The following is a 12,901-nucleotide window of genomic DNA, read 5'->3' as shown; positions in this document are numbered from 1 at the left end:
ACGTAAATTCCCAACGTGAGCGAGACGCTCACCCTATCGCGATCATCACAAGGGAGTGCGAGCATCTTGCTCGCGATCTCATATTCTTATTCAGCAACGCCAAAACGAGATCTACTCTCTTACTGCCTCACTCTTATCCTTCACGGCTTTCCTATCCTTTATCCTTCATCCTTTATCCTTCATCCTTCATCCTTCATCCTTTATCCTTTATCCTTCATCCTTTATCCTTGCTCTTTATCCTTTATCGTTGAGCCTTTATCCTTTCCCCACTACCCCTTCCAGTGCGCTTGAGCCGGTTCCGTATGAGCTAACAACTTGCCTCTTGAAATCACATACCGCACCGTTGCACGTCGCCGAATTGCTTCATACCGCAACTGAGTTGGTTGCACCATTGGAACGCTGGCATCGAGCACAATCAGATTGGCAGGTTTACCCACCTCAACCCCATACTGATCCTCAAGGTGCAGCGTTTTTGCCCCCTGCCACGTCACCATGTTGTAGCAAGCATCAATTTCGGGGGTTCCTGTCATCTGACACACATGCACCGCCATATTGGCAACATCCAGCATGTTCCCTGTACCCAGGGAATACCAGGGGTCTTGAATGCAGTCGTGCCCCAAACTGACATTCGTGCCCTGTTGCCACAATTCCTTGACTCGCGTCACGCCCCGTCGCTTGGGATAGGTATCGGTACGCCCCTGCAATGTGATGTTGATCAACGGATTGGCGATGAAATTGAGTTGAGTCCGTTGTAGAAATCCCAACAGCTTGAAGGCATAGGCATTGTTATAAGAACCAAAGGCTGTGGTGTGACTGGCAGTGACACGCGACCCCATGCCTGTACGGACAGCACACGCCGCAACAACTTCGAGAAATCGAGACTGATCATCGTCAATTTCGTCACAGTGGATGTCAATCAGGCGATCGTATTGCTGCGCCAGTTCAAAAATGCGGTGGATTGACCGCACCCCATCTTCCCGCGTCAACTCGTAGTGAGGAATGCCGCCCACCACATCGGCTCCCATTTTCATGGCTTCTTCTAGCAACGCCTCATTCTGCGGGCTGCCATAAACACCATCCTGGGGAAATGCCACGACCTGCAACGTCATCCAGTCTTTAACGGCTTCACGCGCTTCCAGCAAGCCTTTTAATGCGGTCAGGGTCTGTTCACTCACATCGGCATGAGTCCGAACAAACAACACTCCTTGCATCGCCTGTTGCTTTAACGCCGCGATCGCCCGTTCTTTCACATCCTCTAATGTCAGCGTTTGTTTGCGTTCTCGCCAGATCTCAATCCCTTCAAACAGCGTGCCGCTCTGATTCCAACGGGGTTCCCCAACCGTCATCACTGAATCCAGGTGAATATGAGACTCGACAAATGGAGGGCTGACCATCTGCCCTGCCAGGTCAAGCTCTAATTGAGCCGAGTGGGGCAGTTGAGGGGCGATCGCCACTATTTTCCCATCTTGAATTGCAATATCAACGGCTTCAGTCGCTCGATCAATGTGTAGCAGATAACAATGACGCAGCAATAAATCAACGGGTTGAGAAGTCATAACAAGTGCGATGGAAATCAGTAATAATACTCAGATAAAATTTGAACAAACGTTAAAGCAAGACGGGAATACGGGTGATAAATCTTAAGGAATGGAAATTGAATAAAGTCGATGTTTGGTAGGGGCGAGTTTCGCTGTCAAATCCATTACAAAATGTAGATTGGTCTGCCAAACCCGTCTGTACAGTTTGCAGATTTATTAAATTCATAATTCTAAGCAATTTAATCATCCCATCGATACCACCCACTACATCAGTTTCCTTGTAAATCGATGTTGCATCAATTCTGTTGCGCAGCGGGGAATAACTCATACAGCATCAGCTTTGTGGCGATCGCAGCCCATCCCATTTCGTCCCCTGTAAATTCTTTATTAAAAAACTTAAATTGATGTATAGGAAAAATGGTTTTTAACAGATAAAGTGTCTTAACTCTCATATTCAATTGAGGAATAGGCGTTTTATTTGGATTTCCTCGCATTTCACTTTTCTTAAGAATTGGCTTTTCTAACAGTAAACCGACTCAAAGCAGATTTTTTTGTAATTTCAACTACTACAATTCATCTAACCTTTAGAATTTTGCAAAGCAATGATGAAGTAACGGTAAAGTACTGAAGAAGTTAACCCTGATTACGGAGTTGATTGGTATAAAAATAAAACAGGGTTAAAAGAATAAGTTTGGAAAACAACAAGGTTGGGTTGTTCAACACGTAGAACAAGACGTAAAGGCAAGATTAAAAACCTGTTCTCCATCATTGCTTTGAGTCTCAATCTGTTTCTACCTGTGCTCAGCCCCAAACAGTTACACCGACTGAGTATCTTGGTATCACGTCTAGAGTTGGTATTTGCGTTAGGAGAGTTTCGATTATTTGGTGTAAAGGTTGGTGCAATCTACCCAAAACCATTGCGTTACCGTGACTAACCTGCGTCAAATCATTCCTGGTTATACTCTGTGACTTTCTTCTCCTCTCTCACTAAAAATCGGCTTACTCAGCCGTTTCGCAATCCAGCCCAGCAAAGCGCACTTCTTCGAAAAATTGTCGATCGCATTCGTACTTCACTAGAGCTAAAAGTCGTTTTACAAACGGCAGTTGATGAAGTCGCCGACCTGCTAAAACTCGATCGCTGTCTCTTCTTCTGGTATTTCAAAGACTTGCAACAGGTGCAGGTCGTTTGTGAACGGTTGCACAGCAACCATCCCTCCCACTTGGGTTATCATCCTCTATCAAAGTTAGATTCCGCTGCTTCGCTCATCAATAAAGGTGAGATCGTCATCAGTGCCGGACAAGTTTCTGGCTTAGAGCGTTGGCTTAGCCGCTTCACGCAATCACCTGCTCAAACAACCCACGCCTACGAAGTTTTTGGGGCAAAAGCCAGCCTACTGGTGCCCGTTCGAGGACGAGAGCGTTCAATCGGCTTTATTGCCTGCATGGTGGATGAGCCACGTTCCTGGTCTGCCCCAGAGGTTGAGTTTATGCAACTGATTGCTCAACGATTAGAGATCGCAGTGCGTCAAGCGCAACTGTATGAAAAAATGCAGCAACAGGCACAGCGCGAAAAACTGATCAATCAAATCACCACTCAAACTCGGCAGAGCCTCGATTTAAAGACAATCCTGACGAAGGCGATCGCCCATCTGCAAAAGGCACTAGAGGTCGATCGTTGCCTGGTTCACCTGGTTGAGAATTTGGACGATGATTCTGAAAGCTCCTCTGAATACTATGAGCCAGGAATTAATCAAACAATTTTTCGCCGCAAACACCTGTTTGAAGTGTGCCGTCCCCCCTATCCTCCGGCATTTCGAGACTTTGATATCAACGGTCCTATCACCAAGTGGGTGATCCGGACTCGTCAACAGGTTGTCATTCCTGACATTACCCAAGATTCACGAATTGGTCCTAACAATCTTGAATATCGACTGGCTCAAATTAAGTCTTCGCTCGTTGTTCCAGTGCGAGCCAATGGCAGTCTGCAAGCCATCCTCTATCTCAATCAGTGTTCTCATATTCGCCATTGGTCACGGGATGACCAAAAACTTGCCCAAGCCGTTGCTGACCAACTGGCGATCTCGATCAAACAAGCCTACCTCTATGCCCAAAGTCGGCAACAAGCAGCCGAAAGTGCCGAACATGCCCGTAGCCTGACCGAAGCTTTGAAGCATCTACAACATGTGCAGGCGCAACTGATTCAGAGCGAAAAAATGTCGAGTCTGGGGCAAATGGTTGCTGGCGTCGCTCATGAGATCAACAACCCTGTGAGCTTTATTTACGGCAACATTCCCTATGTTGAGCAATATGTGCAAGATTTGCTGCGTTTGATTGAGGCTTACGAACACCATTGCCCTCAAGCCTCAGAAGAGCTAAAAGAACTAACCCGCGAGATTGAACTCGACTTTCTGGTGAAAGATCTGCCCCGCATTCTTAGCTCGATGCAAGTGGGAGCTAACCGAATTCGCGAAATCGTGCTGTCATTGCGGAGCTTTTCGCGACTGGATGAAGCCCACTGCAAAGTGGCAGATGTCAATGCTGGCTTGGATGACACATTGTTAGTTTTACAGAGTCATATTAAAGCCGATGTTCACATTGTGCGCCATTACAGCAAGTTACCCCGGATTGAGTGCTATCCCCGACAACTCAATCAGGTGTTTATGAACCTACTCATGAATGCGATCGAAGCACTCAATCACCCCCAACCTGATCCAAAAGTCATCACAATCACAACAGAACCGATGATTCACGATGTAACCCAAGACTCCTGGGTACGGATCACCATTACAGACAATGGGTGCGGCATCGACTACGACATTCAACCGAAAATCTTTGAACCCTTCTTTACCACGAAAAAAACAGGGCAAGGCGCAGGGTTGGGGTTAGCCGTCAGCTATCAAACCATTGTCAACCAACACCACGGTTTGCTGAGAGTCGAGTCAGAACCAGGACAGGGGTCAACGTTTGTGATTGAGATTCCTGTCAAACATTCGGATTTGCGAGTCCGAAATCGCAACTTGTATCTGTTCTCTGGTGTGAATCCACCGAAGCAAACTAACGTAAAAGCGGCGATCGCCAAACGAGATTTGAGCTAGAAGCCGATGGCGGGATTTGAACCCGCGACCGCTCGATTACGAATCGAGTGCTCTACCACTGAGCCACATCGGCAGATATTTAGTGCTAGATCAGTATAGCAGTCTGTTTGGGATGCTAACAAAACCTAGTTTGAGATAGGAATTTTGGCAGTTGAAACCGCAGCTACGGAAGCAAAACCAACCTGCGTCGGTTCAGCAAACCGTTGATTTGCCGCAGTCCGAAAAGGCAGACTTGGCTCTGATAGCCCTTCTAGGGGAGCTGGCGCGATCAGGCGATTTGCATGATCTGAACCGATTCACCGGAGGAGATCAACGTTTGCCCTACAGGGATTACAGCTAACGCATTGGTTTGAGCTAGATTAATCAAATTGCCTGACAGGTGAGAGCCACTTGCCAGTTCAAATTCATATTCGCCATCCACCAGGTGCGATCGCCCCCACAGATAGGTTTCCCGCTTTCCATCGGACTTAAGGTTTTGGCGCGTTTTTCCCTTCACCCAACATGGCTCCCACGAACGCACCAGACCCGACTGCTTTCGTAGCGCAGGCAGAACAAACCGCCACATATTCACCAGCGCGGACACAGGATTACCCGGTAACCCAAAGTACAAACAGGGGGAATGGGGAATGGGGAATGGGGAATGGGGAATGCTTTGTCTGATGTCTCTGGTTTCCTGACCGTCTGACACTTCAACCCCTTGTTCTCTTTTGAAGGTCGCTACTGTCAACGGTTTCCCCGGTCGCACTGCCACTGAGCGAACGTGAATCTCAGCACCCAGACTTTCCAAAATCCGCTCAACGTAGTCGTAATCACCCACCGATACTCCACCCGATGACAAGATGATGTCGGCTTGATGAACCGCCTGAGCGATCGCCTCTTTCAACGGTTCAGGGTTATCGGGTACAACCCCCAACAACAGTGGCTCAGCTCCCGCTTGAACCAGCAAACTCGCCAGCGCATACTGATTTGAGTCCACAATCTGTCCCAGTTGGAGCGGTTGATCCGGCGAAACCAGTTCATCCCCAGTAGACAAAATTGCCACGCGCACCCGCCGATAAACGGTTACTTGAGTACATTGGGCAGCGGCTAGAACCGCAATCTCAGGGGCATTCAGGGGAATACCTGCGGGCAACAGAAGATTGCCTGACCGATAATAGACCCCACGCTGGCGCACGAATTCCTGGGGTTTGGGTGGGGTTGAGACGAAGAGGCGATCGCCTTCCCGTTTCACGACCTCTTGCATAATCACCGTATCGGCTCCATCGGGCATCATCGATCCGGTAAGAATGCGAGCCGCTTGTCCGGGTTGAATCGGCTTTCGAGGAATTGCCCCTGCCGGGATTTCATCCACAACTTCTAGAATCGCTGGGTTGTCAGCACTGCACGTCTGCACATCTGCAAACCGCACCGCATAGCCATCCATCGCGGAGTTATCCCAATGAGGAAAGTCGAGTTGGCTCGTGACAGGCGTTGCCAAAATTCGCCCCAATGACGAGAGTAAACCGACCTGTTCAACATCCTGTTGTGAATCCAGCGGTTGAACCAGATTCAGGATTAAGGCTTCTGCCTGTTGGGCTGACAACATAAACACTTCTCTAATGTCTTCTCACAATTGTCTTCTCACAATCAGCTTTCTCAACGATATCTTGCAACATCACTGAGAGACAGACAGAAAGCTTACTATATGAAGGTATCGGCTCTTATTCTGTGTCACGACCATGCGTTCTGAACTGGTTCCTCGTCGTTATCCAAGGGTGCCGTTGTGGCGGCGGGGAGCGGCGTTGGCGATCGATTTTGTCGTCGTGACTGTGATCAGTTCCCTATTTAGTATGAATGCGATCGCCCAGGCATTTCTCTTCATCGTCGCATGGTTGGGAATGCGGGTTGCTCTGGTAGCTCGCAATCAGGGGCAGAGTTTGGGACGGTGGGCATTTGATATGAAGGTGGTCGATCTACGATGGGGCAGCACTCCAGCATTGCAGGAGTTGACTCAGCGGGAGGGATTGATGGCGGTAGGTGCTGTCTTAATGCTGTTTGGGCTGTTGAATCTCAGTCCGGCATCTCCCTGGTCGATCTTGCTGTTTATTCCGCTCGGCATCGACTGTGCCCTGGCGATCATGGATGAGGAAAAGCGGCAGGCATTTCACGACCAACTCAGCCGTACGGTGATCGTCCCAACTCGGCGGGGTTACTCCCTCGATCTCAAGCTAAAATCGCTCTGGGCCCTGGCTCAGCGGCGACTGAAACAGAGATAGTGAAAGTTCCATGCGATCAGGTTGCCGATACCCGTCATTTTGTGAAACAATAGACGTTTGTGTTTAATTGTTATTCGTTGAGCTGCTCAGATTATGGCTAAGGGCGTTCGGATCATCATTACGCTAGAGTGTACTGAGTGTCGCACCAACCCCGACAAGCGATCGCCAGGGGTTTCGCGTTACACCACCACTAAAAATCGCCGTAACACAACGGCACGGTTAGAGTTGAATAAATTCTGCCCACACTGCAACAAACATACCGCTCACAAGGAAATTAAATAGCTGAAGTTATGACCTACTATCGTCGTCGCGTCTCCCCGATTAAGCCGGATGATCCAATCGACTACAAAGATGTCGATCTCTTAAGAAAATTTATTACTGAGCGAGGCAAAATCCTCCCTCGACGCATCACAGGTCTAACTGCCAAGCAGCAGCGCGATCTCACGAAGGCAATCAAACAGGCGCGAGTCCTGGCATTGCTGCCATTCATCAACCAGGAAGGCTAGAGGGAGATAGAAAGGGGATAGATGAAATCTGCCCATGTAATTTCTCTCCCCCCTCTCTCATTAGCTTGTTTCTGAGTCTCTGACGCTTCACTTTTACCCCCTTACTCCCACTCCCTCTCTATGGAAAAGGGAACACTGGTTGAATTTCGGTTGCATGGCGATCGCCGTTTAGCTGTAGCTGACCGTCCAGAAGGTAAAAAGCATTGGATTGTCATTGATGAGCGTGGACAGGCTCATACATTGCATCCTCGTCAAATTACCTACGAAGTTACAGGTCAGACCTACAAGCCCGCTGATATCCCCAACTTCTTAAAAGAGATTCAGCCCTATCTAGACCCTTCAGGTTTAGAAGTCGCATGGGAGCTACTCGTGGAGGAGGGTGAGGGAACTGATCCCGCCGGAATGGCGATGTTGCTGTTCTCTGATCAAAGTCCTCCCTTATGCTATGCCGCCTACTGGCTCCTGTCCGAAGACAAGCTCTACTTCAAGCAAAAGGGTGATGCTTACGAACCGCGCTCTGCATCTCAGGTGGCTGAGTTAAAGCACCAGGTGGCGATCGCGGCTCAACGACAACAAGAGTGGCAGGGCTTTCTGGAGCGAACTCAGCAGGCATTAGTGGGAGTGCGGGTGGCATGGCAAGGCTCTGATTCCACTCGGTTGGAAGCATTAGAGAAGTTTGCAACTCTAGGCGAAGAGTCCAACCATCGTACGCCTGCTTTAGAAATTCTGACCGCTTTGGGTCGTCCAGAAACGGTTCAGGCTGCTTTTCAACTCTTAGTCGATCTGCAAATCTGGAATCCCCACGAAAATCTATTTCTGAGGCGTAGCCAGATCCCAACCAACTTTTCTGCCAAGGTGCTGGATATGGCTCAACGTTGTCTGACTGACCCGCCCGTCGATCCGGATAGTGATCGACTCGATTTGACGCACCTCAAGGTTTATACGATCGACGATGAAAGCACCTGTGAGATCGACGATGGGCTGAGTGTGGAATTTTTGGAGGATGGGCAACAACGCCTCTGGATTCATATCGCCGATCCGACTCGCTGGGTATTCCCCGGAGACGATTTAGATTTAGAAGCCCGACGCCGCTGCACAACGCTCTATTTGCCGACGGGAATGGTGCCGATGTTCCCGACGGAGTTGGCAACGGGACCCATGAGCCTGATTCAGGGGCGAATTTGTACTGCCTTGAGTTTTGGGGTGGTGCTGGATGAGTTGGGGGAAGTGCAGGACTACACCATTCGTGCCAGTGTGGTCAAACCGACCTATCGCCTCACCTACGAAGATGTGGATGAGATGTTGCAACTGGGGTTGCGCTCTGAAACAGAGATTGAGGCGATCGCCAACTGGGCAAAGCGGCGGCAAACCTGGCGACAGTCGCAGGGAGCCATCAGCATCCACATGCCAGAGTCGTCCATTAAAGTGCAGGACGACGAAATCACCATTCAGGTGTTAGAAGACTCTCCCTCGCGCCATCTGGTCGCAGAAATGATGATCCTGGCGGGTGAGGTTGCCGGACGCTACGGGCAGACCCACCAGATCCCCTTGCCCTTCCGGGGACAGTCTCAACCCGAACTGCCCTCCGACGAAGAGTTGATGCAACTACCTCCAGGCCCTGTGCGTTACTGCGCCATTCGTCGCTGTATGCCCCGCAGTGAGGTCAGCACTACTCCCATGCGTCACGCCAGTTTGGGGTTAGATCTTTACACCCAGGTCACCTCTCCCATTCGTCGCTACACCGACTTACTGGCACATTTTCAACTCAAAGCACACCTGCGGGGCGAAACCCTACCCTTTACCGCAGAAGCACTGCGAGAGTTGCTGCAAGCGGTGAGCACTACTGCCTATGAAGCCACATTGGTAGAACGTCAAACTAACCGCTACTGGGGTTTAGAATTTTTGCGGCGCAACTCAGAAGAGGTGTGGCAGGCATTGATGCTGCGCTGGTTGCGAGAACACGAAAATCTGGGCTTGGTCTTACTCGAAGACCTGGGGTTAGAACTCGCGATGCGCTTTAACCGCCAAGTCGAAGTGGGCGATCGCCTTGATGTAAAAGTGGCGTACGCTGATCCCCGGCAAGATATTATTCAATTCACCGAAATGGTGGAACCTGCCGTACAGCCCGCCTAAGGGTGGGTTAATGGGTAAAAGTCATTTGTCTATTGTCAATAGCTAATAGTCAATAGTCAATTGTGGGCAACCATTGACCATTGACTACTGACCATTGACGACCAACTATTGACCACTGACCACTAACCATTGACTATTGACCATTGACGACCAACTATTGACCACTGACCACTAACCATTGACTATTGACCATTGACGACCAACTATCCACCACTGACCACTAACCATTGACCATTGACTACTGACCATTGACCACTGACCATTGACCATCACCACTAAACCCTAAACTCTCCCAACACGATCTGCGGTTAGCACCACACATTTTGGTAAAATCAAGGACTTGCAGAAATTTCTACGCTTGCTGGATGGAGAGAGACTATGGCTCGCATGTATTATGATGCCGACGCGAATTTGGATTTATTAGCCGGAAAAACGATCGCCATTATTGGTTACGGTTCTCAAGGTCACGCTCACGCCTTAAACCTCAAAGATAGTGGTGTCAATGTTATCGTCGGACTCTATCCAGGAAGCAGATCTGCGGCGAAGGCTGAAGCCGCAGGGTTAACCGTTAAATCCGTTGCCGATGCTTCTGCTGCGGCTGATTTCATCATGATCTTGCTGCCCGACGAAACGCAAAAGACAGTCTATCGCGATGAAATCGAACCCAATTTGAAGCCCGGAAAAGTGTTGGCATTTGCTCACGGCTTCAACATTCACTTTGCTCAAGTCGTTCCCCCAGCGGACGTGGACGTGGTGATGATTGCACCCAAGGGACCTGGACACCTGGTACGCCGCACCTACGAACAAGGGGAAGGGGTTCCCTGTCTGTTTGCGGTCTATCAAAACGCCTCTGGACAAGCCCGCGATCGCGCCATGGCGTACGCAAAAGGCATCGGTGGCACCCGTGCAGGAATTCTGGAAACTAGCTTCCGTGAAGAAACGGAAACTGACCTGTTTGGAGAACAGGCGGTGCTCTGCGGTGGCTTGAGTGCACTGATCAAAGCTGGTTTTGAAACGCTGGTTGAAGCGGGTTATCAACCTGAACTGGCTTATTTTGAATGTCTGCATGAAGTGAAGCTGATTGTAGATCTGGTGGTCGAAGGTGGCTTAGCCAAGATGCGCGACAGTATCTCCAATACCGCAGAATATGGCGACTACACCCGTGGACCTCGCATTGTCACCGATGCGACGAAAGCTGAGATGAAAAAGATCCTCAGCGAGATTCAAACCGGACAGTTTGCGCGGGAGTTCGTGTTAGAAAACATGTCAGGCAAGGCAGGCTTTACCGCGATGCGTCGGCGTGAGGCAGAGCACCCCATCGAAGAAGTCGGTAAGGATCTGCGAGCCATGTTTAGCTGGCTCAAGAAGGTCTAAGGAGATTCCCAGAAAACAAAATACCTGTAAGGGTGTTTTGCAAAACGCTCCTACCGGAAACCGATTGGTAGATTCTTTCTCAAAAATCTCCTAATAATTCCTGGAGCAACCCTTTCCAATTGTTACAGAACCGTCTAAAGATAGAGTTCAATTTCTGTCTTTAGGCGGTTTTATGTAGCTATATTTACTTCCATCCTGTGACATTTGGTAGAGTGACATGAACTTTATCGACTGATTAGCAGTCACACTCATCAGATTTCAATCAGGATGCAGTCATGCACACTCGTCTCTCAAAAGCCTTGAATGGTTTACGGTCGAGCCTGCCTACCCGACGTCAGAGTGCGTTGTTGGTTGTGATTTCAGCGGTTTGTGTAGCAACACCTCTCGTTTCCCTAGTCGGGTTGCAGCACAAATCCGATGAGTTGATGAACAATCCCACTTCGCCCGAACAAGAACTGTCGAATGGACGATATCGTGCTCTAAAACAGCAGCATGATACTGCGATCGCTCTTATCGGGATCACAACTGGCATTGGGTTGCTCAGTGCCCTCGCGACGTTTTATCTGCTGCAACGGTTATATCGAGAACTGCTCCACCGAGAAGCTCAGTTGCAGGATACAAACGCTCTCTTGAAGGCGATCGAGGGCAGCGTTACCGACAGTTTGTTTACCCTGAACTCAGAGGGGCAAATCGAAACCCTCAACCCCGCCGCGTTGAGAATGTTTGGTTATGATTCCTCTGAAATGGTAGGCAAAAGCTTGAATATCTTGCTAGATCAAACGGCTACAGATAGCCCCGATCCTGAGAAAGCGGAGGTACAGCGATCGCAAAAGGGTGTAGCACGACGCAAACTGGGTGCCTCCTTCCCGGTTGAGTTATCGATTGGGCAGGTCGTTAATCATCATCGTCGAGTGGCGATCGTTCGGGATATCACCCAACAGGAGCACCTCGCAGCGGAGTTGCAATCCCGTCTCAAAGAGTTGGCACAAATCACCATGGAACTAACCCAAGCCCGTGTTGACTTGCAGCAGATGTATATGACCTGCCACGATTTGAAATCCCCGCTTCAGGCGATCGTTCATCTGTCGAAATGGATCGAAGCCGATTTGAACGAACGAGTCAGAGCCGATACACAAAACCAGATCGACTTACTACAAGAACGAGTACATCGTATGGAAGGACTGGTCAACACGATTCTAGAATCGGCTCCTCCCAAGAATCAGGTACAGGTGTAGGGGAGTAGGGAGTGAGGAAGAGGGAATGGGGAGTAGGGGAGAGACGCGATTAATCGCGTCTTTAACAGTAGTCACGTCTTTGCAGTAATGGCGTCTTTACGGTTCACCCATCACCCCATCACCCCCTCACCCATCTACCCCATCACCCTATCAGCGATTGGACTGCTAACCCTAGCCTTTACAAAACCACTTCTTTGCCTTGCTCTGTAAACCGAACTGATTTAATCTGCCATTCGGGATTCTGCATCAATGTTTCCTCCAGGCTGCTAAACAGAGACATTTGCTCACAGGCAGAGAGGGAAACTAACTGGCGTGGAGAGTCGGGCGAGAGGCGCAGGTCAACGGTAGCGACACCGTTATCATCCACACTGACCCGGTAACCTGAGAGTTTGAACTGGGAGTTGCCTTGCCCCTCAAGCACTTTGCCAATTGCCGCTTCTATAGGGCGATCGCTCGCCACTTGAACGGTTTCAGAAACCAGGTTCTCGCATTGGTCATCAACGTGATAAACCTTAACAGGAACCGTATCGACTGGGCTGGGGCTAGGGGCATTCGTAGCTGAAGCAGCGGGGCTATTGGCTTGTGAAGCCTCTGGGGTTGTAGAGGTACCTGGGGAGGCAGGTGAAGCGATCGCCGATGGTGTCGTGTTATTGCCTGCTGGATTGCGAGATACTTGATTACAACCACTTAACAGGGAAAACAATATGCCAATGATGACTACAGTTAAGGTAGGTTTAGTGTGATTCATAGATTTGCAGTTTAGTC

Annotated in this window: 10 protein-coding genes and 1 tRNA gene; 7 read left to right on the top strand and 4 right to left on the bottom strand. The window is 49.6% G+C overall.

Annotated features, from left to right (window positions below; all coding sequences use genetic code 11):
* Window positions 1-269: 269 nt before the first annotated feature.
* A complete protein-coding gene (gene codA, locus H6G89_RS16435; protein WP_190508241.1) occupies window positions 270-1,556 on the bottom strand; it encodes a cytosine deaminase in 1,287 nt (428 codons plus the stop codon).
* Window positions 1,557-2,503: 947 nt separating this feature from the next.
* Between codA and H6G89_RS16430 the strand changes: the two genes are divergently transcribed.
* Entirely contained in the window at window positions 2,504-4,633 is a 2,130-nt protein-coding gene (locus H6G89_RS16430) for a GAF domain-containing sensor histidine kinase (protein ID WP_190508239.1), read from the top strand.
* A 1-nt stretch (window position 4,634) separates the two neighbouring features.
* Here the strand turns inward: H6G89_RS16430 and H6G89_RS16425 are convergent.
* Window positions 4,635-4,706, bottom strand: a tRNA-Thr gene (locus tag H6G89_RS16425).
* A 195-nt stretch (window positions 4,707-4,901) separates the two neighbouring features.
* On the bottom strand, window positions 4,902-6,218 hold the full coding sequence (locus H6G89_RS16420) for a molybdopterin molybdotransferase MoeA (RefSeq protein ID WP_190508237.1): 1,317 nt from the start codon (window positions 6,216-6,218) through the stop codon (window positions 4,902-4,904).
* Between the two features lie 133 nt (window positions 6,219-6,351).
* On the opposite strand from H6G89_RS16420, the gene H6G89_RS16415 reads away from it, so the two are divergent.
* The 6 genes from H6G89_RS16415 to H6G89_RS16390 all read left to right on the top strand — a co-directional run bounded on the left by H6G89_RS16415 (window position 6,352) and on the right by H6G89_RS16390 (window position 12,136).
* A complete protein-coding gene (locus H6G89_RS16415) occupies window positions 6,352-6,888 on the top strand; it encodes an RDD family protein (RefSeq protein WP_190508235.1) in 537 nt (178 codons plus the stop codon).
* Between the two features lie 93 nt (window positions 6,889-6,981).
* Window positions 6,982-7,170 (top strand): 50S ribosomal protein L33, encoded by a 189-nt coding sequence (gene rpmG, locus H6G89_RS16410; RefSeq protein WP_190508233.1) that lies wholly within the window; start codon window positions 6,982-6,984, stop codon window positions 7,168-7,170.
* Window positions 7,171-7,178: 8 nt separating this feature from the next.
* Window positions 7,179-7,394, top strand: coding sequence for a 30S ribosomal protein S18 (rpsR, locus tag H6G89_RS16405; RefSeq protein WP_190508231.1), 216 nt, complete (start codon window positions 7,179-7,181; stop codon window positions 7,392-7,394).
* Between the two features lie 120 nt (window positions 7,395-7,514).
* Window positions 7,515-9,527, top strand: coding sequence for a ribonuclease catalytic domain-containing protein (locus H6G89_RS16400; RefSeq protein ID WP_190508229.1), 2,013 nt, complete (start codon window positions 7,515-7,517; stop codon window positions 9,525-9,527).
* Window positions 9,528-9,905: 378 nt separating this feature from the next.
* Entirely contained in the window at window positions 9,906-10,901 is a 996-nt protein-coding gene (ilvC, locus tag H6G89_RS16395; protein WP_190508227.1) for a ketol-acid reductoisomerase, read from the top strand.
* 275 nt (window positions 10,902-11,176) lie between these two features.
* Window positions 11,177-12,136: a PAS domain S-box protein gene (locus H6G89_RS16390; protein ID WP_190508225.1), complete on the top strand. Its 960-nt coding sequence runs from the start codon at window positions 11,177-11,179 to the stop codon at window positions 12,134-12,136.
* Window positions 12,137-12,314: 178 nt separating this feature from the next.
* On the opposite strand, the gene H6G89_RS16385 is transcribed toward H6G89_RS16390, so the two are convergent.
* Window positions 12,315-12,884, bottom strand: a complete 570-nt coding sequence (locus tag H6G89_RS16385; RefSeq protein ID WP_190508223.1) for a GerMN domain-containing protein — start codon at window positions 12,882-12,884, stop codon at window positions 12,315-12,317.
* Window positions 12,885-12,901: the final 17 nt, after the last annotated feature.

Source organism: Oscillatoria sp. FACHB-1407 (assembly GCF_014697545.1).
In the GTDB taxonomy this organism is placed as follows: Bacteria; Cyanobacteriota; Cyanobacteriia; order Elainellales; family Elainellaceae; genus FACHB-1407.
Note: the sequence above shows the minus strand (reverse complement) of the source record. Positions and strands in the feature narration are given on the sequence as shown.